Raw genomic sequence first — 25,836 nt, forward strand, 5'->3', positions numbered from 1 at the left:
ACTTCTCCACCCCTTATCCTTTTCTTTGTCTCGCATCAGCCGCACGCTTTAACGCTTGACCAATAAAATTTATACACAGCATCAGCACTAAAATCATGATTGATGCGGGTAACCAAATCCACCACTTTTCTTGCAATACATCTGGATTTGTTGCGTAACTTACAAGTGTACCAAGACTCGGTGTGCTTTCTGGTAGACCGAAGCCTAAGTAAGTTAAACTAGATTCGATCCCGATGTTACCAGCAAGATTTAATGTAATATTTACGATGATAATAGAACTTAGATTAGGTAATATTTGCTGGAAGATTATTTTCCAATTTGGTGTTCCTAACGTTTTTGATGCAGATACGTAATCAAGTTCTTTCTCAGTCAATACTTTAGAGCGTATAAGCCTTGCTTTTCCGACCCATAAGAAAGCCGTCATTATGAGAATAAAAGTTGTAATATTGAAAGTTGGAATGAGTGAGATAAACACGATAACAATCATTAAGAATGGTAAAATCATCATGAAGTCGATAAAACGCATAATGATGTTATCGACAACTCCGCCAAAATAGCCAGCAATTAGTCCCGTCGTAAGACCGATAAGGGTTGCTAAAAGAGTGATGGCTAAACCAACTGTAAAGGAGTTACGTGTACCAATAATTAATTGTCCGAAAATATCACGGCCTCCATAATCAGTTCCTAACCAATGTTCAGCAGAAGGAGGGTCATAAATAGCGAACAAATCGACTCGGACGATATCTTCTTGCTTCATAATAAATGAAGTTGCGTAAACGGCTATTAATATTAAAGCTAAAAAGAATAGAGAAAACATTGCTAGTTTATCTTTACGAAATTCTCGCCACATAATGGAGAAACCAGAGGGGCTCTTTTCGTAATGAATGACTTCAGTTTGTTTTTCAGGATTTGCTAACATAACGTTTCTTCACCTCCATTAATCAATACGAATACGTGGATCAACGATGCTTAGAATAATATCGGAAAGAAGAGTCCCGAGTAGCGTTGCGAATCCAGTAAATAATACAAGAGCAGTTACGACACTGAAATCACGTTGAGTGATAGATTGGAAAAATAGTTGTCCAATTCCTGGATAGCCGAAAATATTTTCTAGAATAATAGAGCCTCCAACTAAACCTGTAATTTCATATCCTAAAAATGCTGCAATTGGTAAAAATGAATTTCTTAAAATATGTCTGGAATATACTTTAGATTCTGGTACACCTTTTGCTTTTACTGTGCGTACAAAATCTTTATGTTTCGTATCGATAATTTCACTTCGTAAATATTGTACAGTTCCTACAGTCCCAATTAATGCCCCAGATAAAGCTGGTAAAATCATATGATTGAATTTACTTAAATAGTAATCAAATGATCCTGTTGCAACTTGTGGATCAACGCTACCACTCGTAGGGAAAATTGGATATAAAAAGCCGAATAAGAATAACATTACTAACCCGAAAATAAATAGTGGTGTACCGAATCCTAAAAAGTTATAGAGCGTAATGAGTCGATCAGCCCACGTATCATTCCAACGTCCACTTATAACTCCAAGTGGAATAGCAATTAAGTAAGTAAGAATAAGAATAAGAAGAGCTAACAGTATGGTATTGCCAAGACGTTCCCCGATAATATCTGTTACTTTTATTTTATGTGCGTAAGAAATACCGAAATCCCCTTGTACAGCATTTGAAATCCACCTTACATATTGAGTGGGAATAGGATCGTTTAAACCTAGTTTTTCACGTTGTTCTTCGAGCACTTTTGGATCGGCTTTTGGGTTTGCTAGTTCAGCGCCACTTAATGCATCACCTGGCATTGCCTTAGCCAGTGTAAAGACGAGTACGCTTAATATGAATAATTGCGGTATCATAACTAAAACCCGGCGTAATATAAATTTCCACATATTTTATCACTCCCTTAAGGTAATGCCACCCGGTGTGTTGGCGAGATTGGTTTTAAATCGTAAGCACGACCATTTTCATTGAAATAACTTTCGTATGATTTCTCATACTCAACGCTTACCTCACGACGCAATTTACGTTGTTGCTCGCGGTTTTCTGGACGAATATCAGGAATAGCTGATATTAGGCGCTTCGTATAGATGTGCTGTGGATTATTATAAATTTCAGCACTAGTTGCTTCTTCCACAATGCGTCCGCGATACATAACACCGATACGGTCACACATATGGCGAACTACACCTAAATCATGACTAATAAATAGGTATGTTAGTCCGAGTTCAGATTGTAAATCTTGCAAGAAGTTTAAAACTTGAGCTTGTACCGACACGTCAAGCGCGGATACAGGTTCATCTGCGATAATAAGCTTCGGTTTTAGTGTAAGTGCGCGTGCAATACCAATCCGCTGTCTTTGTCCACCGGAAAATTCATGTGGGTATTTATACATAGACTCAGGATTTAATCCAACTTTATCAAGATAATCTTGAACAGCTCTACGCTCTTCATCAGGTGAGAGTTTCTCAAAATTTCGAAGTGGTTCAGCGATAATATCCATAACACGTTTCTTCGGGTTTAAGGATGAATAAGGATCTTGAAAAATCATCTGAATATCTTTTCGTTGTTCTCTTAGTTCTGAGCGACTTAATTTTGTTAAATCTCTATTATTAAAATGGATGCTACCGCCTGTCGCTTTTGTTAAGTGCATAATTGCTTTTCCAGTTGTTGATTTGCCGCTCCCAGATTCCCCAACGATTCCGTATGTTTCGCCAGGTTGTAGTTCGAAGCTTACGCCATCAACAGCACGAACGTAATCTAATGTACGGCCGAAAACACCACCTTTAATTGGAAAGTGTACTTTTAAATCTTCTACTTTAAGCAGTGCCATGAGTTACGTCATCTCCTTTCTTATGTTGGAAATTGAAATGTTTGTAGCAAGTGCAACGTACCCAATGGTCTTGTTTTACTTCATGTAAAACGGGATTTTCTTCATGTTGATCAGGTCTAATCCATGGAATCCGTGCTTGGAATCGACAACCTGTGCGAGGTAACTTAGCTAATGTCGGTACAACGCCTTGAATAACATGTAATTTTTCTTTTTCAGCAGATGCAGACGGGATTGAATTTAATAAGGAACGAGTATATGGATGAAGAGGGTTATTAAAAATCTCTTCGACTGTTCCTGTTTCTACAACTTGTCCTGCATACATAACGACGATACGATCAGCGGTTTCGGCCACGACGCTTAAATCGTGTGTAATTAAGATGATGCCCATTTTCGTTTGTTCTTGAATGGAACGTAATAAATCTAAAATTTGCGCTTGAATGGTTACGTCAAGTGCAGTTGTTGGCTCATCTGCAATAATGAGCCCTGGCTTACAAGCAATTGCAATTGCGATAACAATTCTTTGTCTCATTCCGCCAGATAATTCGTGTGGGTATTGTTTATATGTAAGTTCTGGTTTTGGAATACCAACTTGATGGAGTAGTTCTATGGTGCGTTCTTTTTTTTCTGTTTTTGAAAGGTTTGTGTGGTAATTTAAATTTTCTTCGATTTGTTTGCCGACCGTCATAAGAGGGTTGAGTGCTGTAAGGGGTTCTTGGAAAATCATTCCCATATTTGATCCGCGCACTTTATTCATCTCTGAGGCTGACATAGTCAGTAAGTCCTTATCTCTATAGTAAAGCTGCCCTTGTAATTTTGTATTTGCTTCATTATGCAATCGCATAATGGAAAGGGCAAGTGCACTTTTTCCGCATCCTGACTCACCAACGATAGCAACAATTTCATTTTCATGAACAGTTAAGGATACATCATCAACTGCTGCATGATACTGATCTTGTATACGAAAGGAAGTTTGCAAGTTTTCAATACGAAGAAGTGGATTCTTCATGGCTATCCCTCCATCTTTTCTGAAAAAACTAAATATTTTGTATGTTGTTGTTATTTTAATATAAATTGACAATGTTTGACAAGGGTAAGTTGAAAAAATATTCAAAAATCTTTTTATATAAAATTTGAATGCAGTTGTATTAGGTGTTGAAGTTGTTTGGAAGCGCTAACATATATATGAGAGGAAAATAAATCTTTTGTAAGAAAAAAGATTTATATGTAGAAAAAAGAGAGGCATTCTGGAAAGAATGGTCTCTCTTTTTTTGATAAGTATAATATTTGTACTTAAGCTTGCTTTTGTTTTGTTGATCCTGTATTTAAAGTAAGGGCAAGGAAGAACATTGCAAGTATGCAAGATGCAAGTAATAAGATAAATCCGCCATCCCATCCGAATGCATCTACGATAAAGCCCATAGCGGCACTAGCGAAAGCAGCTCCGCCTAAGTAACCGAAGAATCCAGTTAAGCCTGCTGCAGTTCCAGCAGCTTTCTTTGGTGCTAAATCTAGAGCGTGTAGACCAATTAGCATAACCGGTCCGTAAATTAAAAATCCAATTGCGACAAGTGCGATACTATCAACCATTGGATTACCAGGAGGGTTTAACCAGTAAACAAGAACTGCGATAAATACACCAACCATAAATAAAATACCAGCAGGTGCACGACGTCCTTTAAATAGTTTATCACTCATCCATCCGCAAAGAAGTGTACCTGGAATACCAGCCCATTCATATAGAGCGTAAGCAGTACGTGAGCTACTATGAGTAAAGCTTTTTTCTTCTACTAAATAAGTAGGAGCCCAGTCTACAACGCCGTAACGTACGAAATATACGAAAACGTTCGCAATAGCGATGTACCATAAAAACTTATTGTTTAGTACGTATTTAAATAAAATTTCTTTTGCCGAAAGTTCGCGTTCGCGATCTTTTATTTTCTCATCTGGTGGATATTCTCCAGTATGCTCTTCAATAGAAGGTAGTCCACAAGATTGAGGCGTATCTTTCATCGTAATTAATACATAAATACCAACTAAAATTGAAAGAATACCTGGGAAGTAAAAAATACTTTTCCAGTCATCTGCGAAGAAGTATAAGCCTAATGTTACAAGAGAAGGCATAAGCGCGCCGCCGACATTATGAGCGACGTTCCAAATAGACATTTTTGTACCACGTTCGCTAATAGAGAACCAGTGAACCATCGTACGACCACAAGGAGGCCATCCCATACCTTGTACCCATCCATTTAAAAACTGAAGTACAAACATAAGTATAATGCTCGTTGTAATGAAAGAAAATGAGCCGAAAATAATATTAATGATACCTGATAAAAATAGCCCAGCTGCTAAAAAGTAGCGAGGATTACAACGATCGGATACGATACCCATCAAGAATTTACTTAATCCGTAAGCGATAGATACTGCTGAAAGGATAACCCCAAGTTCCCCTTTACTAAAGCCTTGTTCGATTAAGTATGGCATTGCTAGTGAAAAGTTTTTTCGAACAAAGTAGTAACCTGCATAACCGATGAAGATACCTAAGAATACTTGTAAACGTAATTTACGGTATTCGCTATCAACGCGATCAGCTGGTAAGCGTTCCGCGTGGGGCGCAGGTTTAAATAATTGTGTGAAAAACATAAAATGAAAATCCTCCCCTAATTAATTCGAAGCGTTTTAAGACAGAGAATATAAAAAGGCCATGAAATATAAAAAAGTTTCCTTTTTTATGATTCATAGCCGTGTACTCCGTTTCTCCGTGACTGTCAATATTAACTTCGTCGAAAATTATACAACTTTGTGACAAAAATGTAAACGTTTTTATGAATAAAAGTATTGACGGATTTTGTTCGTGGGATTAATATTTAAATACGTTAAATATTTTATTGTTTAAATAAGAGGTGGATAACATGCCAAATGATATGACGCATATCGATAAAATTCAAGCTCTTGCCTTTTCGATTGGAAAGAAAATGCAGACGGAGTTATTAGAACAAATGCAAGCAACAGGACTTACACCACCGCAGTTTTATATTTTAAAGATTTTAGATCATTATGGGGCTTCAAGAGCGACAACATTAGCAAAAAAGATGTATGTGAAGCCTAGCGCGATTACAGTGATGATTGATCGTCTAATCGATCAAGAACTTGTAGAACGCTATCACGACAAAGATGACCGTCGTGTTGTCATCATCGAGTTAACGAAAAAGGGGAAAGCTAGAGTAGAAGAGGCAATGACAGCTCGCAACGAGCATATTGCAAAATACTTTTCACATTTAGAGTTGCAAGAAAGAGAAGATTTATTACGTCTCTTTGAGAAGTTAGAAACCATTATTTGCGGGACACAAGAGAAAAAAGAGAATAACTAAGAGGAATTGAGGAGATTACATGGAGCAACAAGAAAATCAAAATAGAAAGTTGTTGTTAATCGGTTTAGTAATCGCGATGCTATTTGCTGCATTAGATGGAACAATTGTTGGTACAGCAATGCCACGTATCGTCGGTGACCTAGGCGGATTAAGTTTAATGACATGGTTAACGACAGCTTATATGTTAACATCAACGACAGTTGTACCAATTGCAGGTAAATTAGCGGATTTACTTGGTCGTCGTAACGTATATATAACAGGGCTAGTTATTTTCATGATTGGTTCGGCGTTATGTGGTATGGCGAATGGTATGACAGAATTAATTATTTTCCGTGGTATTCAAGGTCTTGGTGGCGGTATTATGATGCCAATGGCTATGATTATTATTGGAGATATGTTCACGGGAAAAGAACGTGCGAAATGGCAAGGTATTTTTGGTGCGTTATACGGTCTTGCTTCTGTAATTGGACCACAAGTTGGTGGTTGGATTGTAGATGCAGTGAACTGGAGATGGGTATTCTACATTAACTTACCGGTTGGTATTTTAGCAACAATCTTTATTGCAATGGGATTAAAATCACATAAACAAACAGGACCAATTAAAATTGATATCGCTGGAATCTTTACGATGATTCTAGGTGTTGTAAGTTTATTACTTGCGCTAACGTTTGGCGGAAAAGATTATGCATGGGATTCTTGGCAAATTATCGGTTTATTCGCACTAGCTGTAATTGGTATCGTTAGCTTTGTTATTGTTGAAACGAAAGCTGAAGAGCCGATTTTACCAATGCATTTCTTTAAAAATCGCACATTTACAATACTGAATGCGATTGGATTCTTTATGAGTATTGGAATGTTCGGCGCGATTATGTTCGTACCATTCTTCATGCAAGGTATTGTAGGAGTAAGTGCTGCTGAATCAGGAACAATTATGACTCCAATGATGATTACAATGATTGTAATGAGTATTATCGGTGGGCAACTTGTATTAAAAGTTGGTGTAAAACCACAAATTATCGCAGGTATGCTTATTATGGCCGGTGGTTTCTGGTTATTAACAACGATGGATATGCACACAACGAAGCTTACAGCTACTTCTTATATGATGGTTATCGGTTTAGGAATGGGTCTTGTAATGCCGACATTAACATTAGCGTTACAAGAAAGCTTCCCGAAAAAAGACCTTGGTGTCGTAACGTCATCAAGTCAGTTCTTCCGTCAAATTGGTGGAACATTTGGTATTACAATTTTAGGATCAATTATGAATAACACTTCAGGTACAACGTTAACAAATAAATTAGTACCTGTATTAGATACATTCCCGAAAGAAGCGGGACAAATGGTAACGAAATTTAAAGATATGATTCACACAGATCCACAAGGTTTATATTCGATGCTATTTAGCCCAGAGGCATTAAAACAAATGCCAGAAGCGTTTGCTAACAGCATTGTACCTATTTTGAAAAACTCTTTAGTAGACTCGCTTCATACTGTATTCTTAACAGGATTAGTATTTATCGTAGTAGGTGCCATCTTTACGATTTTCTTACAAAAAATTAAACTATCAGATCGTAAAAAAGATGCTGAAGAGCCTGCTGTAGAAGAAAAAGAAAAAACTGTATCATACTCGTAATGAAGAAGCATCGCCTTATGGCGGTGCTTTTTTGAGTATAACCTTAAAAGCTTTTTAGTGAGAAATGATTGACGTATTTTTAGAAATACGTTATATTATTTTCTGTAAACGGTTACATGAAATGAGGAGAAAAGAGAATGAGTACGATTAAAGACGTTGCGAAATTAGCGGGAGTATCTGTTGCGACCGTTTCCAGAGTTTTAAATAAAAATGGATATGTTCACGAAGATACATTAAAAAAGGTAGAGCGTGCAATTGAGATGTTAGATTATAAGCCTAGTACAGTAGCGCGTTCACTGTATAATAAAAAGTCTCGTTTAATTGGCTTAGTTGTTCCAAATATCGTGAATCCGTTCTTTCCAGAAGTTGCACGTGCCGTAGAAGATGTAGCACATAAACAAGGTTACACAGTTGTCCTTTGTAACTCTGATGAAAGTTTAGAAAAAGAGAAACAATACATTGATGTACTTAGACAAAATAATGTAGATGGATTTATTGTAGCAACAAATCCACAAAATAGTGTTAATTACATGAATTTATCTGTCCCGGTTGTTGCGATTGACCGTATGTTTAATGAGCGTATTCCTACTGTATATGCAGATAACTATGCAGGAAGTCAGGCTGCGACAAAGTTGTTACTAGATAAAGGATGTAAACATATTGCACATATTCGCGGTCCACGTGATGTGAGTACTGCAAATGAACGTTTTGAAGGTTTTGTAGACGTTATTACGCAAAATAACCTTTCGTATATGATTGCGGAGAGTACGTTTGAGCCAGCAAATAGTGAGCGTGTAGCGATGGAATTATTAGAAGAATACCCGCATATTGATGGTATTGTTGCTGGGAATGATTTAATTGCGATTGGTATTGTAAAGGCTGCACTTCAAAAGGGGATTGCCATTCCAGATGATTTACAAATTATCGGATTTGATGGAATTTCTTTAACAGAAATGATGTATCCATCTATTACAACAGTTGCACAACCGATATATGAAATGGGGAAAATTGCAACAGAGTTGTTGTTAGAGCAAATGGAAGGAAATACATTAGAAGAGAAACACTATCGTTTGCCGATTGAAATTATAGAACGAAATACAACGAAGTAAGGAGATGAAACAGATGCCAAATATTGCAGTAGTAGGAAGCATTTCAATGGACTTAGTGGCTGTTTCAAAAAAACGGCCGAAAGCAGGAGAAACAGTAATTGGTGAAGCGTTTCATACAATCCCAGGAGGGAAAGGGGCAAACCAAGCAGTTGCTGCAGCTAGGTTAGGAGCAAATGTAGCAATAGTTGGAGCGGTAGGAAATGATGATTATGGAACAGTAGTTAGAAAAAATTTAGAGAACGAACGCATTTTTATCGATTATGTGGTACCGGTTACAGATAGAACGACAGGAATTGCTCATATCGTTTTAGCAGAAGAAGATAACAGTATTGTTGTCGTAAAAGGGGCAAATGCTCTTGTAAATAAGTCAGTTGTAGATCGCTCCAAAGACCTTCTTGTAAAAGCGGATATGGTTGTTCTTCAACTAGAAATTCCACTTGAAACAGTAAAATATGTATTGGCTATTTGTGAGGAACATAATATTCCTGTTATGTTGAATCCAGCGCCAGCACAAGTTTTATCAGAAGAAATTTTAGAAAAAGCAACTTATATTACGCCAAATGAACATGAGTGCCGCATTGTATTAGATGATTTTACATCAACAATTGAAGATTTATTGGCGAAGTATCCAAATAAATTATTGATGACAGAAGGTTCTAACGGTGTTCGTTTCCATAATGGCACGGAGATTGTACATGTTCCTAGCATTGCTGTTGATGTAGTGGATACAACTGGAGCTGGTGATACATTTAATGGTGCGTTAGCAGTTGCACTTTCTGAAGGAGAGACACTTCAAAAAGCAATTCGTTTCGCGAATATTGCCGGTGGTCTTTCTGTAACGAAACTTGGAGCACAGGGCGGTATGCCAACGAGAGATCGAGTACGTGAAGTGCAGGTGATTGTTGGATGAAAAAGCATGGTGTATTAAACAGTGAAATCGCGGCAGTCCTTGCTTCACTTGGGCATACAGATACGGTTGTAATTGCTGATTGCGGGTTACCGATTCCGGATGGAGTAAAACGAATTGATTTAGCTGTTGAGATTGGAAAACCGAGTTTTTTAGAGGTGTTACAAGTTGTAGCTGATGATATGGCAATCGAAAAAGTGACGTTAGCAGAAGAAGTCATTATAAATAATGCGGAAGTAAATAAAGAGATTGAGCAAAAATTAATAGAGCCAGCATTTGAGTATGTATCTCATGAACAATTTAAAGAGCATACAAAGAAAGCGAAGGCGATTATTCGTACAGGCGAGGCTACGCCTTATGCAAATGTAATTTTACATGCAGGCGTGATTTTTTAATAAAGGGAAGTGATGGGAATGCATATTGAAATGAAAAACATTTCAAAGGCGTTCAATGGCAATCCTGTTTTGAAGAATGCACAGTTTATGATTGAAACAGGAGAAGTCCATGCATTGATGGGGGAAAATGGAGCGGGTAAATCAACGCTCATGAAGATTTTAACAGGTGTATACAAAAAAGATGGTGGGACAATCACGATTGATGGGCAAGAGCGCACCTTTAAAAATGCGAAAGAAGCTGAAGAGTACGGCATCGCATTTATACATCAAGAACTAAACATATTGCCGAATTTAACAGTAGCTGAAAATATGTTTCTTGGTAAAGAGTTAATGTATGGGAAAACAGGTATTTTACGCACTCGACAAATGAACGCGATTGCGCAGCAGCAACTAGCAGAGCTAGGATTGCATGTAAGAGGTGCTATGTTAGCAGAGGAACTATCGGTTGGACAACAGCAAATTATCGAAATTGCGAAAGCGTTAATGACAAACGCGAGCGTTATTATTATGGATGAACCTACTGCGGCACTGACGGATCGTGAAATCGAAACGCTCTTTACAGTAATCAATAAGTTACGTAAAGAAGGTGTTTCATTCGTGTACATTTCGCATCGTATGGAAGAGATTTTTTCAATATGTGATGCCATTACGATTTTGCGTGATGGAGAATACGTCGGAAAGAGATTAATTCCAGAAACATCATTTGATGAAGTAGTGAGTATGATGGTGGGGCGCAGCATTGGTGAACGTTACCCAGAGCGAAATAGTCAAATTGGTGATGTCATTTTTGAAATGCGTAACGGAACGAAGAAAGGGAAATTTGAAAATGTTTCGTTTCAAGTGAGGAAAGGTGAAATCCTTGGTGTAGCTGGTTTGATGGGGGCTGGTCGCACTGATATTATGAAAGCGATATTTGGTTATGAACCTTTAGATTCTGGACAAATTTTTATAAATGGACAAGAAGTAAAGATTGATAGTCCGATAGATGCAATTAGACAAAGAATTGCTTTCATTACAGAAGATAGAAAGTCTGAAGGATTAGTGTTAGATTTTTCAATTCGAGAAAATTTAGCTTTACCGAATTTAGAAAGTCTTTCAAAGGGAAGTGTTCTAAGCAACGAGCTAGAACAACAGTTTACAGAGGATATGATGAAGCTTCTTAATGTGAAAGCATCTAGCGGAGAGCAGGCAGTGAAATCTCTTTCTGGTGGAAATCAGCAAAAGATTGTAATCGCAAAATGGCTAGGCATTCATCCGCAATTACTCATTTTAGATGAGCCAACAAGAGGTGTCGATGTTGGAGCGAAAAAAGAAATTTACTCTATCATGAATAAGCTTACTGAGCAAGGCGATGCCGTTATTATGGTATCATCTGAGCTTCCGGAAGTTTTAGGGATGAGTGATCGAGTTCTTGTTATTCATGAAGGAAAAGTCGGCGGCATTTTAGGGAAAGATGAGGCATCACAAGAGTCTATTATGGCACTAGCTACAGGGGGAGAGTAAGGATGGCTAAGAAGGGGAATGTATTACAACAACTCGGTTCTTTAATCGGTTTAGTATTAATTATCGTCGTAATTACAGCTTTAAATCCAGCGTTCATTGAAATTCCAAATTTATTTAATATACTGCGTCAAGTATCGATTAATGCGCTTATTGCATTCGGAATGACCTTTGTAATTTTAACAGGGGGTATTGACTTATCGGTAGGTTCTATTTTAGCATTATCAAGTGCACTTGTTGCTGGAATGATGGCAAGTGGCATGGATCCGTTCCTTGCAATGGCAGTTGGACTATTAGCAGGTCTTGTAATGGGAATTGTAAACGGTATCATCATTGCGAAAGGAAAAGTAGCTCCATTTATTGCAACTTTAGCAACAATGACTATTTTTCGTGGGTTGACGCTTGTTTATATGGACGGACGTCCGATCACTGGTCTTGGTGATCATTTAATGTTCCAAATGTTTGGCCGCGGTTATTTTCTTGGTATTCCGGTACCGGCTGTTACAATGATGATCGCTTTCGCAGTACTGTACTTCATTTTGAAGAAAACGACATTTGGCCGTCGTACATTTGCAATTGGTGGAAATGAAGAAGCAGCAGCACTATCGGGTATTAATGTTACGAGAATTAAAGTAATGATTTACGGTCTTTCCGGAATTTTGGCAGCGCTTGCAGGTATTGTCTTAACATCACGACTAGATTCTGCACAGCCGACTGCAGGTACTTCTTACGAATTAGATGCAATTGCAGCAGTTGTATTAGGTGGAACAAGTCTTTCTGGGGGAAGAGGATGGATTGTTGGTACATTCATCGGTGTACTAATTATCGGTGTACTAAATAACGGTTTAAATTTATTAGGTGTATCTTCTTTCTTCCAACAAGTTGTAAAAGGACTTGTAATCTTACTAGCTGTATTAATTGATCGCCGAAAAGAAGCGTAATGGAGGGACAGTTCATGAAGAAATGGTTACTTATACTCGTTGCATGTATTATGGTCATTACTGCTGGTTGTTCAATGGAACCACCAGAATGGGCAAAGGATTCTAGCGATAAAGGTCGAAATAAAACTATTAAAGTTGGATTCTCTGTTTCAACTTTAAATAATCCCTTCTTTGTAACTTTGAAAAAGGGTGCAGAAAAGAAAGCAAAAGATAGCGGTATCGAATTGATTGCTGTTGATGCGCAAAATGATGCAGCGAAGCAAACGAACGATGTTGAAGATTTAATTCAAAAGGGTGTCGATGTAGTTGTTATTAATCCGACCGATTCAGATGCTGTTGCTTCAGCGGTAAGTGCGGCAAATGCAGCAAATGTTCCTGTTATTACAGTAGACCGCGTTGCGAATTCAGGTAAGGTTGTTTCTCACATTGCTTCTAACAATATCGAAGGTGGTCAAATGGCTAGTGATTACATTCGTGAATTAGTCGGCGAAGGAGCAAACGTTGCTGAGTTAGAAGGAATCCCTGGATCGTCTGCTGCTCGTGAACGTGGGAAAGGATTCCATAACGTAGCCGATAAGTCTTTAAAAGTAGTTGCCAAACAAGCGGCTGATTTTGATAGAGCGAAAGGATTATCTGTTATGGAAAACATTTTGCAAGCAAATGGTGATATTAAAGCCGTGTTTGCGCATAACGACGAGATGGCATTAGGTGCACTTGAAGCATTGAAGTCTGCTGGAAAAACAGATGTGGTAGTTGTTGGATTTGATGCAACAGAAGATGCTGTGAAAGCGGTTAACGATGGGCGTATGGCTGCAACAGTCGCTCAAAAACCGGAATTAATCGGAGAGAAGGCGATGCAAACAGCAAAAGAGATAACACAAGGTAAAAAAGTGGACAAATCTATTCCGATTGAATTAGAGCTTATTAAGAAAAATAAATAAATATAAAATGAAAATTAGGAAGGAAGAATAACAAATGAAATTCTTTATTGATACAGCAAATATTAACGAAATTAAAGAGGCAAATGCATTAGGCGTAGTAGCTGGAGTAACGACAAACCCATCACTTGTAGCAAAAGAAGGCGTAGATTTCCATGAGCGTATTCGTGAAATTTGCAGCTTTATAGAAGGACCTGTAAGTGCAGAAGTAATTAGCTTAGAAGCTGATAAAATGATTGAAGAAGGAAAAGAATTAGCGAAGATTGCTCCAAACGTTGTTGTAAAAGTTCCAATGACAACAGAAGGTTTAAAAGCAGTAAAAGCATTCTCAGATTTAGGAATTCGTACAAACGTTACATTAGTATTCTCAGCAGTTCAAGCATTACTTGCAGCTCGCGCTGGTGCAACATATGTTTCACCATTCTTAGGTCGTTTAGATGATATCGGTCATAACGGTATGGATTTAATTCGTCAAATCGCAGAAATCTTTGCAATTCATGGCATCGAAACAGAAATCATTGCAGCATCTGTACGTCACAGCGTTCACGTAACTGATGCAGCATTAAACGGTGCACATATTGCAACAATCCCAGCAAACGTAATTGCTTCATTAGTGAAGCACCCATTAACAGATCAAGGAATTGAGAAATTCTTAGCTGATTGGGAAAAAACACAAGAGAAATAATAGAAAATCAAGAATCCTAGTTTAATTGACTAGGATTCTTTTTTATTTAAAAGAATTTTCATGCAATTTTGCATATTGTCTTTTAAATTTGTTATATAAGATATTTAATATATATCACATAACTCTTTATTTTTCATATTTCGATATAAAGTGAAACTTTAATCAGTGGGGGCTTTGTTCATCAGCACACTGATTATTAGTTGAACCAAGGGATAAACAGATAGAGGGTCTGACCAGAAAACTGGAGGGCATGATTCTATAACAGAAAGTTTAATGTTTATAGAATTATGTCTTTTTATATAGGGAGGGTAGTAAACAGAGATTTCGACAAAAACGCACCAATTTATCTGAATTTTAAGTTTTATAAAAGGAGAGAAATGGAATGAGAAGAAAAGCCCCATTTAAAGTGTTGTCATCATTAGCAATTGCAGCAATTATCGGATGCACATCTGTAATGAGTGCGCCGTTAGCATATGCAGAAACGCCAGCAAAAGAGAAAGAGAATGTGTCTACAACGCCAATTGATTACAATTTAATTCAAGAAGATCGTTTAGCGGAAGCTTTGAAAGAAAGAGGAACAATTAATCCAGCATCTTCTAAAGAAGAGACGAAAAAGGCTGTCGAGCAATATATTGAAAAGAAACAAGGAGATCAGGCGAACAAAGAAATTCTTCCAGATGCTCACTCACAAGAAACGTCTGATTTCACAAAAAAAGTAAAAGAGAAAAAGATGGAAGAAAAGGAAAATGTAAAAAAGACTGAAAAAAATATTAATCTTGAGCAAAAGCCAGAACCAAATAAAAAGCAATTAAATGGGCAAGTTCCAACTTCAAAAGCAAAGCAAGCTCCATATAAAGGATCTGTTCGATCGGATAAAGTATTAGTGCTACTCGTTGAATTTAGTGATTATAAACATAATAATATTGATCAAACACCAGGTTATATGTATTCGAAAGACTTTAGTAGAGAACATTATCAAAAGATGTTGTTCGGTAAGGAGCCTTATACATTATTTGATGGTTCAAAAGTAAAAACGTTTAAACAATACTATGAAGAGCAGTCTGGTGGTAGTTATACGACAGACGGATATGTAACGGAGTGGCTAACAGTTCCAGGAAAAGCATCTGATTATGGAGCTGATGGTAGCAGTGGTCACGATAATAAAGGTCCGAAAGGTGCACGTGATTTAGTGAAAGAAGCTTTGCATGCAGCTGCTGAGAAAGGACTAGATTTATCTCAGTTTGATCAGTTTGATAGATATGATACAAACGGGGATGGGAATCAAAACGAACCTGACGGTGTAATTGATCATTTAATGGTAATCCATGCTGGTGTTGGTCAAGAAGCAGGTGGTGGTAAATTAGGTGATGATGCGATCTGGTCACATCGTTCAAAATTAGCAGTAGATCCAGTAGCGATTGAAGGTACAAAATCAAAGGTAGATTACTTTGGTGGTAAAGTAGCAGCACATGATTACACAATTGAACCAGAAGATGGAGCTGTAGGTGTGTTTGCACATGAATTTGGACATGATCTTGGATTACCAGATGAATATGACACGAAATATACTGGAAATGGTTCACCTGTCGAAGCTTGGTCATTAATGAGTGGAGGTAGTTGGACAGGAAAAATCGCAGGAACGGAGCCGACAAGTTTTTCACCACAAAATAAAGACTTCTTACAAAAGAATATGGGTGGCAACTGGGCAAAAATATTAGAAGTAGATTACGATAAAATTAAGAGTGGTGTGGGAGTTCCTACCTATATTGATCAAAGTGTTACGAAATCAAATCGTCCAGGCGTTGTACGTGTTAACTTACCAGGTAAAAGTGTTGAAACGATTAAACCGGAGTTTGGAAAGCATGCATATTATAGTACAAGAGGCGATGATATGCATACAACGTTAGAGACACCATTCTTTGATTTAACAAAAGGAACAAATGCAAAATTCGATTATAAAGCAAATTATGAGTTAGAAGCAGAGTGCGATTTCGTCGAAGTACATGCAGTAACAGAAGATGGAACGAAGACGTTAATTGATAGACTTGGAGAAAAAGTAGTCCAAGGAGATAAAGATACAACAGATGGGAAATGGATTGATAAATCATATGATTTAAGTCAATTTAAAGGCAAAAAAGTGAAACTACAATTAGACTATATTACAGATCCGGCTGTAACATATAAAGGTTTTGCGATGGACAATGTAAATGTAACTGTTGATGGACAAGTTGTATTTTCTGATGATGCAGAAGGACAGTCTAAAATGAATTTAAATGGTTTTGTTGTTTCTGATGGGACAGAGAAGAAAGCTCATTATTACTACTTAGAGTGGAGAAACTATGCGGGATCAGATAATGGTTTAAAAGCAGGAAAAGGTCCAGTGTATAATACAGGTCTTGTCGTTTGGTATGCAGATGATAGTTTTAAAGATAACTGGGTTGGGGTGCATCCAGGTGAAGGATTCCTTGGTGTTGTAGATTCTCATCCAGAAGCGCTAGTTGGTAATTTAAACGGAAAAGCAGCATACGGTAATACGGGCATGCAAATTGCAGATGCTGCATTTTCATTTGATAAAACACCAGCATGGAGTGTAAATTCATTAACACGTGGTCAGTTTAACTATTCTGGATTACAAGGTGTTACAACTTTTGATGATTCAAAAGTATATAGTAACAAGCAAATTGCAGACGCAGGAAGAAAAGTTCCAAACCTTGGACTTAAATTCCAAGTTGTTGGACAGGCAGAAGATAAATCGGCAGGCGCTGTTTGGATTAAACGTTAATAACATAAAAGCACATTCTTCATATGAAGAATGTGCTTTTTAATTTGTACAGTAAGTTATTATTTTAGTTTATGTAATACAAGTGTTTATTCATGTGTAGTGTATCAAATTATGTGGGGAAAGGAAATATTTCCGAGGAAATTGTCGAAGTATCGTCGGTATTTATAAACTTTCTTTTTAAAAGAAGCGATGTATTATTGCCTTTACGGCTCAATTTATTTACAGTGTTATTTGGTTATACATAAAAGTAATATATTGGGCAAAAAAGAGTTCTATTCAATAGGGCTCTTTTTATAGATAGAAAGGAGTAAGCGATAAATGAAAGAAGTTATTGAATGTCCACAGTGTGAAGGGGATATTACTGTACAGCATATTATTGATCTCCCGCATCCTTTTTCATTAAGGTGTCCACATTGTAAGGTGAAGTTGAAAGAAATCAGGGTAACGCCATGTTTAATATTAGCGATGATTTGTATAATTCCATTGTTTATTATTATTGGAGAGAGTATTAAGGAATTACTAGTAAAATATTTTTCTATTGTAGACAATGTACCAACTGTACTTATTTTCTTTTTATTTTGTTATCCATTGTATTATTTCTATGAAAAATATAATGCTATATTGTTTATTAAATACGGCTTATTGAAAGTTAAAAGTTGAATTGAATAGGAGATTATTATTATGCTTTGGAAAATATATTTAGTTATTGTAGCAATGTTAGCTATTATTTCGTTAGTAAGGGGTATGTTTCAAACGCCAATTCAAAAGTTTGACTTTGTAGTTTCTATTATTACGTGGATAGGGCTCTTTGGTTTTGTATTTGATATACAAATATTAACCTCGATTGTTTGGAAATGTATCTTCTTGTTTAGCGTCATTTGGACTTTAACTGCAGTTTTTGTTTTTCGTTTATATGAAGAGCGAGATGAGCCATTACCTTTTATATTTAAATTAATTGGCATTATTCCAACGCTTCCATTATATTATGGATTATATAAATATGCATTTTAAAAAAGACAACGATGGATTATCCCATCATTGTCTTTTTTACTTTGCTTCTTACATAAATCATCCCAGCAAATGTTAATAAAAATGCTGTCCCGATAATGAAGCTGATGCTAGGCGATGCTCCGATTGCGCCGACTGTAAAGGAGCCAGCAACAACTCCTAATGAGAAGAAGGCATAAAATAATCCGAATGCCTTTCCGCGATTATCGTCTGTAGTATTTTCAACGAGTAAAGCGTTAATAGACGGAAAGAGGATTGCGAATCCAATTCCATAAATCATCATTACGATAAAGAGCATACCTTTTGTAGCAAATAATCCGAGTAAAGATAATGCGAATGCCATAACTGCAATTCCGATTAGCATTAGTTTCGAACGATTAAATCGATCGTAAATACGATTTGTTGGAAGCAAGAAGAAGAGGATAGCAGTAATACCGAATACACTTAACATCATGCCTGTTGTAGATGCTTTAAGCGCTAATGCCTCAACTTTTACTGGTAACATATAAGTGACAATCCCTTGTGAAAACATTAATGTGAAAGCACCAATATATGCTTGTAATAACGGTTCTGATTTTAAAAGTTCAACCATATCTTCTTTGTTCATCATTTGCGTTCTTGATGTATCTTTTCTTGATACGTTATTTGGTAAGAAGAATAGAGATACGATCGTACCAAGAGCCATTAAAATAGAAATAGTAATGAAGACCCACTCTACGCCAGCTGTTGCTTTCATAATACCGCTGAAAGCAGGTCCTACGATTGCGGCTGTTCCAACAGCAGCACCAGATAGAGCCATTGCTTTTCCTTGTCTTTTTGCATTTGTTTGTTTTGATAAAAATGTAAAGGCAGCAGGAATTAAAAAGCCATCACTAAATCCATGCATAAAGCGCACAACTAATAGTTGTTCACCACTTTGAACAACGGTGTATAACAAGACTATGAAACTCGTAATTCCCATGCTTATATAAAGGATTTTTTTTGCACCAAATTTATCGACAGCGGCTCCAGCAATAATATTACCGATCATATTAGCGAATGAGTACATACCGACAACTAGCCCGATAATAAGAGGAGTTCCTCCAAGGCTTTGAGCGAAAGTACTCATAATAGGTAATTGTGAAAATGTATCTAAAAATGCCACGATAACGATAAAGTAAATAAAATATTTCAAGCGATATTCACCTCTCCTATGCTATTATGGCACAATGCTAATTTCACCTGCAATGAAATTGAATTAACAGATGTGGAAAAAAGTACAAAGTGACAAAATATTGAACGTTATTTGTAAAAAATTAGTGGGAATGTGATTGTTTTTTTGAAATATATGGATAGAAGTATTATAATAGAATTGTAAACTTCACCAGGTTAAGTATATACATAGAGAGGGATGTATAAAATGAAAGCACTACTTTGGCATAATCAACGTGATGTACGAGTAGAAGAAGTACCAGAACCAACAGTAAAACCAGGAACAGTGAAAATCAAAGTTAAATGGTGTGGTATTTGTGGGACAGACTTGCATGAATATTTAGCAGGGCCTATTTTTATTCCAACAGAAGAACATCCATTAACACATGTGAAAGCACCTGTTATTTTAGGTCATGAGTTTAGTGGTGAGGTAATAGAGATTGGTGAAGGAGTTACATCTCATAAAGTGGGAGACCGCGTTGTTGTAGAGCCAATTTATTCTTGTGGTAAATGTGAAGCTTGTAAACATGGACATTACAATGTTTGTGAACAACTTGTTTTCCACGGTCTTGGCGGAGAAGGCGGCGGTTTCTCTGAATATACAGTAGTACCAGAAGATATGGTTCATCACATTCCAGATGAAATGACGTATGAACAAGGTGCGCTTGTAGAACCAGCAGCAGTAGCAGTTCATGCAGTACGTCAAAGTAAATTAAAAGAAGGGGAAGCTGTAGCGGTATTTGGTTGCGGTCCAATTGGACTTCTTGTTATCCAAGCAGCTAAAGCAGCAGGAGCAACTCCTGTTATTGCAGTTGAACTTTCTAAAGAACGTCAAGAGTTAGCGAAATTAGCAGGTGCGGATTATGTATTAAATCCAGCAACTCAAGATGTGTTAGCTGAAATTCGTAACTTAACAAATGGTTTAGGTGTAAATGTTAGCTTTGAAGTAACAGGTGTTGAAGTTGTACTACGCCAAGCGATTGAAAGTACAAGCTTCGAAGGACAAACTGTAATTGTTAGTGTATGGGAAAAAGACGCAACAATTACTCCAAATAACTTAGTATTAAAAGAAAAAGAAGTTATTGGTATTTTAGGATACCGTCACATCTTCCCAGCTGTTATTAAATTGATTAGCTCTGGTCAAATTCAAGCAGAGAAATTAATTACGAAAAAAATTACAGTGGATCAAGTTGTTGAAGAAGGATTTGAAGCACTTGTAAAAGATAAAACACAAGTGAAAATTCTTGTTTCACCTAAATAAGATAGAATCGAAAAGAGTAGCCCTTTTCTAGAAATAGAAGAGGGCTACTTTTTTTCTGTACAGAAAGGTGATAGACTTTCCTGTAACTAAAGGTATTTTGTTTGGAAGGGGAAGTCTAATGCTTTCATTTATGTTGACATTGAAACGGATGCTAAAAGCTTGTTTGCGAGCATGGAAAGATAAAGAATTTCAAGTGTTATTCGTATTAACAATTTTGACATTAATATCTGGTACAATCTTTTATAGTACAGTGGAGGGGTTACGTCCTCTGGATGCTTTATATTTTAGCGTTATGACGCTGACTACTGTCGGTGATGGACAATTTAGTCCCAAAACTGACTTCGGAAAGATATTTACGATATTATACATATTTATAGGGATCGGATTAGTGTTTGGATTTATACATAAGTTGGCAGTTAATGTACAATTGCCAAGTATATTATCGAATAGAAAAAAAGAGTAAAGCCATGTGTATGCTTTACTCTTTTTTTACATTAGTTTAGACAAGCCTTAATAATAGTTTATTAAAATGAAAGTGTATTCATTCATTATATTCACTGTGTATAAAGTTATAATGATATGAACATTTGCATATTTTAATTTAGTGATAGAAATTTCGTGAAAGGTGGGATATTCTAGTCATAGGTTAACCGGACGACATCATAGGATCCTAACAAAATGTTTACAATAATTCAATTATAAAATGGAGGATTTTATATGAAAAAGAAAGTACTTGCTTTAGCGGCAGCTATTACATTAGTTGCTCCATTACAAAGTGTTGCATTTGCTCATGAAAATGATGGGGGACAGAGATTTGGAGTTATTCCGCGCTGGTCTGCTGAAGATAAACATAAAGAAGGCGTGAATTCTCATTTATGGATTGTAAACCGTGCAATTGATATTATGTCTCGTAATACAACACTTGTAAAACAAGATCGAGTTGCACTATTAAATGAATGGCGTACTGAGTTAGAGAACGGTATTTATGCTGCTGACTATGAAAATCCTTATTATGATAATAGCACATTTGCTTCACATTTCTATGACCCTGACAATGGGAAAACTTATATTCCGTATGCAAAGCAGGCAAAGGAAACTGGAGCTAAATATTTTAAATTAGCTGGTGAGTCTTACAAAAATAAAGATATGAAACAAGCATTCTTCTATTTAGGATTATCTCTTCATTATTTAGGGGATGTAAACCAACCGATGCATGCGGCAAACTTTACGAACCTTTCGTATCCACAAGGATTCCATTCTAAATATGAAAACTTTGTAGATACGATAAAAGATAATTATAAAGTAACGGATGGAAATGGGTATTGGAACTGGAAAGGTACAAATCCAGAAGATTGGATTCATGGAGCGGCAGTAGTTGCGAAACAAGATTACGCTGGCATTGTAAATGATAATACGAAAGATTGGTTCGTAAGAGCAGCTGTATCACAAGAATATGCAGATAAATGGCGCGCTGAAGTTACACCAATGACAGGTAAGCGTTTAATGGATGCACAACGTGTTACTGCTGGATACATTCAGCTTTGGTTTGATACGTACGGAAATCGTTAAGTATTTGAAAAAGGTCAAATCTCAGAATAGAGTATTTGGCCTTTTTATTACTATACAATACATGGAGGTATGAAACGTGAAAGGTAAATTGCTAAAAGGTGTACTTAGCTTAGGGGTTGGTTTAGGAGCTTTATATAGCGGAACTTCAGCTCAAGCAGAAGCATCTACAAATCAAAATGATACATTAAAAGTGATGACGCATAATGTATATATGCTATCAACAAACTTATATCCGAACTGGGGACAAACTGAGCGTGCTGATTTAATCGGGGCGGCAGAATATATAAAGAATCAAGATGTTGTTATATTAAATGAAGTGTTTGATAATAGTGCTTCAGATCGTTTATTAGGAAATTTGAAGAAAGAATATCCAAATCAAACAGCAGTATTAGGTCGTAGTAGTGGAAGTGAATGGGATAAAACGTTAGGAAACTATTCATCTTCAACTCCTGAAGATGGTGGCGTTGCGATTGTGAGCAAATGGCCAATCGCTGAAAAGATTCAATATGTATTTGCAAAAGGATGCGGGCCAGATAATTTATCGAATAAAGGATTTGTATACACGAAAATTAAGAAAAATGATCGTTTCGTTCACGTGATTGGGACGCATTTGCAGGCTGAAGATAGTATGTGCGGAAAAACTTCACCAGCATCTGTACGTACGAACCAATTAAAAGAAATTCAAGATTTTATTAAAAATAAAAATATACCAAATAATGAGTATGTGTTAATTGGTGGTGATATGAACGTAAATAAGATAAATGCAGAGAACAATAATGATTCAGAGTATGCATCTATGTTTAAAACATTGAACGCTTCTGTACCATCTTATACTGGACATACAGCGACTTGGGATGCAACGACAAACAGTATTGCAAAATATAATTTCCCTGATAGTCCTGCCGAATATTTAGATTATATTATTGCAAGCAAAGACCATGCGAACCCATCGTATATAGAGAATAAGGTGTTACAGCCGAAATCTCCACAATGGACTGTTACATCGTGGTTCCAAAAATATACGTATAATGATTACTCTGATCATTATCCAGTAGAGGCGACTATTTCTATGAAGTAGTTTCAAAAAGTTTCTTCGTAAAGAAGAAACTTTTTTTATTTGCAAACAGGAAAATCATACTTTCTTTCCAATATGTATAAGACATATTGAAAAGAGGAGAGAAAAATGTGGATCGAGGAATTTTTAAAGAAGTTCCATTACCGTGTGCATTTTTGGATGAAGTGGCTTTAGATAGAAATATTCAATCGATTATAGAGTTAAGTGGAAATAAGAAGATTCGTATAGCAAGTAAATCGTTACGTTCTGTTCCAATTATGCAAAAGATTTTAGCTGCAAATGATCGATTTCAAGGTATTATGTGCTTTTCACCTAGAGAGGTTTTATTTTTAATAGAACAAGGATTTAATGATTTATTGCTCGGATATCCTGCTTATGATGAAAGAGCTTTGTGTGAAATTAGTTTGCTAACAAAGAAAGGTTTCATTATAACTTGTATGGTGGATTGTGAAGAGCATATTGTGTATTTAGAAAAAATTGCTGAGAAATCTAAAGGATGTTTTCGTGTTTGTTTGGATATTGATATGAGTAGTCGTTTCTTTCAATTTCATTTTGGTGTACAAAGATCCCCAGTAAAAAATGTGCAGGATGCGTTGAAAGTAGTAGAAAAGGTGAGAAGGTCATCATATTTAATGTTAGATGGTGTGATGGGTTATGAAGCTCAAATTGCTGGGGTGGGAGACCATATACCGAATCAATGGCTGAAAAGTAAAGTGATTTCGTATTTAAAGCAGAAATCAGTGCTAGAAGTTAAAGAAAGAAGAGAATATATTGTAAAAGCAATACAAAAACTTGGTATTGAGCTAAGGTTTGTAAATGGAGGCGGAACAGGAAGCATAAAAACAACTGAGAAAGATAATTCAGTTTCAGAGATTACAATAGGTTCTGCTTTTTATTCTCCGAAGCTGTTTGATTATTATAAAGAGGTGAAATTTCATCCAGCGGTCGGATTTGCCTTACCAGTTGTGCGTAAACCAGTCCCGTTTATTTACACTTGCCTAGGTGGTGGATATATTGCTTCAGGAGCAGTTGGAAAAGATAAAGAGCCTGAAGTTTGGAGACCAAAGGGTGCAAAACTATTAGCTTTAGAAGGTGCTGGCGAGGTACAAACGCCAATTTTCTATAACGGCGAGGAACGAGTGGACATAGGAGGGTCCATTTTGTTTCGTCATAGTAAGGCTGGTGAATTATGTGAGCGCTTTCCTTTTTTGTATCGTGTTAAACAAGGAGAGATTATTGGGGAGTATTCAACATATCGGGGGGATGGCCAATGCTTTCTATAAAGGGACAAAAGTGGAGGAATTGGACAGGGAATGTAGAAGGAACGCCGCATTATACGATGTATCCAGAAAGTATACAAGATGTAGTAGAAGTAGTGGGGCTTGCACGAAAAAAGGGGCAGAAAATTCGTGTTGTTGGTTCAGGACACTCGTTTACACCCCTTGTGCAAACAGAAGAAGTTTTAGTTTCTTTAGATGAATTGAAGGGCATTGTGAATATTGATGAAGAGAAGATGGTCGCTGAAGTGTGGGCAGGAACAAAGTTATATGATTTAGGGAAGTTACTTGAGGAAAAAGGTTATGCGCAAGAAAATTTAGGGGATATTGATTCGCAATCTATTGCGGGAGCGATTAGTACGGGGACTCATGGAACGGGTATTACCTTTGGGAGTTTATCAACACAAGTTATAGAGATTACGGCCGTTTTATCTAATGGTGAGAGTATAGTTTGTTCGGAAGCTGAGAACGTAGAATATTGGAGAGCCTTTCAGTTGTCACTTGGAATGTTAGGTATCATTGTAAAGATAAAATTGAAGGTTATTCCAGCGTATTCACTCGTTTATGAAAGTGAAAAACAGTCATTATCTACTGTAATGAACAAAATAGAAGAGTATAAGAAGCATCGTCACTTTGAATTTTTCGTTTTTCCTTATTCTGATGAAGTACAAGTAAAACTTACGAACGAAACAACGAATATAGGCAGTGATTTGAAATGGCATAAACTAAAGGTGGAGTTACTTGAAAATAGGATGTTCTCTTTGCTATCTAAAGGGTGTAAATGGTTTCCTTCTATAAGTAAAGGAGTGAGTCGATTATCAGCTAAGGCTGTACCAAACACAAAAATAATTGGCCCGAGTTATGAAGTATTTGCTACATCACGTACGGTACCATTTTATGAAATGGAGTATAGCATTCCTTCAAAGTATATGAGGACTGTGGTAGAAGAAATCTCAAATCTTATTGAAAAGAAAAAGTATAAGGTGCACTTCCCGATCGAATGCCGCTATGTGAAAGGTGATGATATATGGCTTAGTCCAGCCTATGGAAGAGATTCAGCGTATATCGCTGTTCATATGTATAAAGGTATGAAATATGCTGCTTACTTTGGCGAAGTGGAAAAAATTTTTCTGAAGTATGAAGGGCGTCCGCATTGGGGGAAAATGCATACATTATCGTATGAGCAATTACAAGATATATATCCAGAGTTTCATTCGTTTTTACAGGCGAGGAAGTCTCTAGATGAACTTGGAATGTTTTTTAATCCTTATGCAGAAAAGTTATTTATCCCGCTATTTGCCGGGCAGTAAGACCCCCACTGATTAAAGTTTCACATTATGTATATAAAAA

At 36.7% G+C, this 25,836-nt stretch carries 24 protein-coding genes; 18 read left to right on the forward strand and 6 right to left on the reverse strand.

Annotation, left to right across the window (positions count from 1 at the left end):
- Positions 1 to 13: 13 nt before the first annotated feature.
- From ACW0JX_RS03455 to glpT, 5 genes are all read right to left on the reverse strand, one after another.
- Positions 14 to 919: an ABC transporter permease gene (locus ACW0JX_RS03455; RefSeq protein WP_459245365.1), complete on the reverse strand. Its 906-nt coding sequence runs from the start codon at positions 917 to 919 to the stop codon at positions 14 to 16.
- A gap of 18 nt (positions 920 to 937) precedes the next feature.
- Positions 938 to 1,906, reverse strand: coding sequence for an oligopeptide ABC transporter permease (opp4B, locus tag ACW0JX_RS03460; protein ID WP_000265452.1), 969 nt, complete (start codon positions 1,904 to 1,906; stop codon positions 938 to 940).
- Positions 1,907 to 1,920: 14 nt separating this feature from the next.
- A complete protein-coding gene (locus ACW0JX_RS03465; RefSeq protein ID WP_001196381.1) occupies positions 1,921 to 2,847 on the reverse strand; it encodes an ABC transporter ATP-binding protein in 927 nt (308 codons plus the stop codon).
- Positions 2,834 to 3,853: an ABC transporter ATP-binding protein gene (locus tag ACW0JX_RS03470; RefSeq protein ID WP_459245366.1), complete on the reverse strand. Its 1,020-nt coding sequence runs from the start codon at positions 3,851 to 3,853 to the stop codon at positions 2,834 to 2,836. The genes ACW0JX_RS03465 and ACW0JX_RS03470 overlap by 14 nt, the downstream gene beginning before the upstream one ends.
- A 284-nt stretch (positions 3,854 to 4,137) precedes the next feature.
- The gene (glpT, locus tag ACW0JX_RS03475; protein WP_000466382.1) at positions 4,138 to 5,487 is read right to left on the reverse strand and encodes a glycerol-3-phosphate transporter; all 1,350 of its coding nucleotides are present in this window, start codon (positions 5,485 to 5,487) and stop codon (positions 4,138 to 4,140) included.
- A 269-nt stretch (positions 5,488 to 5,756) separates the two neighbouring features.
- Between glpT and ACW0JX_RS03480 the strand changes: the two genes are divergently transcribed.
- The 12 genes from ACW0JX_RS03480 to ACW0JX_RS03535 all read left to right on the forward strand — a co-directional run bounded on the left by ACW0JX_RS03480 (position 5,757) and on the right by ACW0JX_RS03535 (position 18,116).
- Positions 5,757 to 6,215 (forward strand): MarR family winged helix-turn-helix transcriptional regulator, encoded by a 459-nt coding sequence (locus ACW0JX_RS03480; protein WP_001132365.1) that lies wholly within the window; start codon positions 5,757 to 5,759, stop codon positions 6,213 to 6,215.
- Between the two features lie 19 nt (positions 6,216 to 6,234).
- Entirely contained in the window at positions 6,235 to 7,848 is a 1,614-nt protein-coding gene (locus tag ACW0JX_RS03485) for an MDR family MFS transporter (RefSeq protein ID WP_000437647.1), read from the forward strand.
- A gap of 137 nt (positions 7,849 to 7,985) precedes the next feature.
- Positions 7,986 to 8,957: a ribose operon transcriptional repressor RbsR gene (gene rbsR, locus ACW0JX_RS03490; protein ID WP_000104051.1), complete on the forward strand. Its 972-nt coding sequence runs from the start codon at positions 7,986 to 7,988 to the stop codon at positions 8,955 to 8,957.
- A 13-nt stretch (positions 8,958 to 8,970) separates the two neighbouring features.
- Positions 8,971 to 9,867 carry a ribokinase gene (rbsK, locus tag ACW0JX_RS03495; protein WP_459245367.1) on the forward strand — a complete coding sequence of 299 codons (897 nt, stop codon included), beginning with the start codon at positions 8,971 to 8,973 and terminating at the stop codon, positions 9,865 to 9,867.
- On the forward strand, positions 9,864 to 10,259 hold the full coding sequence (rbsD, locus tag ACW0JX_RS03500; RefSeq protein ID WP_000716151.1) for a D-ribose pyranase: 396 nt from the start codon (positions 9,864 to 9,866) through the stop codon (positions 10,257 to 10,259). The genes rbsK and rbsD overlap by 4 nt, the downstream gene beginning before the upstream one ends.
- Positions 10,260 to 10,277: 18 nt before the next feature.
- The gene (rbsA, locus tag ACW0JX_RS03505) at positions 10,278 to 11,762 is read left to right on the forward strand and encodes a ribose ABC transporter ATP-binding protein RbsA (RefSeq protein ID WP_002163845.1); all 1,485 of its coding nucleotides are present in this window, start codon (positions 10,278 to 10,280) and stop codon (positions 11,760 to 11,762) included.
- Positions 11,763 to 11,764: 2 nt separating this feature from the next.
- A complete protein-coding gene (locus tag ACW0JX_RS03510) occupies positions 11,765 to 12,700 on the forward strand; it encodes an ABC transporter permease subunit (protein ID WP_001074641.1) in 936 nt (311 codons plus the stop codon).
- A 14-nt stretch (positions 12,701 to 12,714) separates the two neighbouring features.
- Positions 12,715 to 13,641, forward strand: a complete 927-nt coding sequence (gene rbsB / locus ACW0JX_RS03515) for a ribose ABC transporter substrate-binding protein RbsB (RefSeq protein ID WP_000758975.1) — start codon at positions 12,715 to 12,717, stop codon at positions 13,639 to 13,641.
- Between the two features lie 34 nt (positions 13,642 to 13,675).
- The gene (gene fsa, locus ACW0JX_RS03520; protein WP_000667666.1) at positions 13,676 to 14,323 is read left to right on the forward strand and encodes a fructose-6-phosphate aldolase; all 648 of its coding nucleotides are present in this window, start codon (positions 13,676 to 13,678) and stop codon (positions 14,321 to 14,323) included.
- A 382-nt stretch (positions 14,324 to 14,705) separates the two neighbouring features.
- On the forward strand, positions 14,706 to 17,105 hold the full coding sequence (gene inhA2, locus ACW0JX_RS03525; RefSeq protein ID WP_098519197.1) for a M6 family metalloprotease immune inhibitor InhA2: 2,400 nt from the start codon (positions 14,706 to 14,708) through the stop codon (positions 17,103 to 17,105).
- Between the two features lie 318 nt (positions 17,106 to 17,423).
- On the forward strand, positions 17,424 to 17,765 hold the full coding sequence (locus ACW0JX_RS03530) for a hypothetical protein (protein WP_000665754.1): 342 nt from the start codon (positions 17,424 to 17,426) through the stop codon (positions 17,763 to 17,765).
- A gap of 21 nt (positions 17,766 to 17,786) precedes the next feature.
- A complete protein-coding gene (locus ACW0JX_RS03535) occupies positions 17,787 to 18,116 on the forward strand; it encodes a hypothetical protein (protein WP_098126226.1) in 330 nt (109 codons plus the stop codon).
- Between the two features lie 16 nt (positions 18,117 to 18,132).
- On the opposite strand, the gene ACW0JX_RS03540 is transcribed toward ACW0JX_RS03535, so the two are convergent.
- Positions 18,133 to 19,287: an MFS transporter gene (locus ACW0JX_RS03540; protein ID WP_000873271.1), complete on the reverse strand. Its 1,155-nt coding sequence runs from the start codon at positions 19,285 to 19,287 to the stop codon at positions 18,133 to 18,135.
- Between the two features lie 225 nt (positions 19,288 to 19,512).
- Here ACW0JX_RS03540 and bdhA point away from each other — a divergent pair, with 225 nt between their 5' ends.
- From bdhA to ACW0JX_RS03570, 6 genes are all read left to right on the forward strand, one after another.
- Positions 19,513 to 20,565 carry a (R,R)-butanediol dehydrogenase gene (bdhA, locus tag ACW0JX_RS03545; RefSeq protein WP_000645827.1) on the forward strand — a complete coding sequence of 351 codons (1,053 nt, stop codon included), beginning with the start codon at positions 19,513 to 19,515 and terminating at the stop codon, positions 20,563 to 20,565.
- Between the two features lie 118 nt (positions 20,566 to 20,683).
- A complete protein-coding gene (locus ACW0JX_RS03550; RefSeq protein WP_000948241.1) occupies positions 20,684 to 21,028 on the forward strand; it encodes a potassium channel family protein in 345 nt (114 codons plus the stop codon).
- A 254-nt stretch (positions 21,029 to 21,282) separates the two neighbouring features.
- Positions 21,283 to 22,134, forward strand: a complete 852-nt coding sequence (gene cerA, locus ACW0JX_RS03555) for a phospholipase CerA (RefSeq protein WP_000730997.1) — start codon at positions 21,283 to 21,285, stop codon at positions 22,132 to 22,134.
- Between the two features lie 76 nt (positions 22,135 to 22,210).
- Complete coding sequence (gene sph / locus ACW0JX_RS03560; RefSeq protein WP_089170421.1) at positions 22,211 to 23,212, forward strand: sphingomyelinase C; 1,002 nt, start codon at positions 22,211 to 22,213, stop codon at positions 23,210 to 23,212.
- Between the two features lie 107 nt (positions 23,213 to 23,319).
- Positions 23,320 to 24,492 carry an amino acid deaminase/aldolase gene (locus tag ACW0JX_RS03565; protein ID WP_459245368.1) on the forward strand — a complete coding sequence of 391 codons (1,173 nt, stop codon included), beginning with the start codon at positions 23,320 to 23,322 and terminating at the stop codon, positions 24,490 to 24,492.
- A complete protein-coding gene (locus ACW0JX_RS03570) occupies positions 24,480 to 25,796 on the forward strand; it encodes a D-arabinono-1,4-lactone oxidase (RefSeq protein WP_459245369.1) in 1,317 nt (438 codons plus the stop codon). Before ACW0JX_RS03565 ends, ACW0JX_RS03570 begins: the two co-directional genes overlap by 13 nt.
- Positions 25,797 to 25,836 lie beyond the last annotated feature (40 nt).

The sequence above is a fragment of the Bacillus sp. C-3-6 genome (assembly GCF_054509685.1).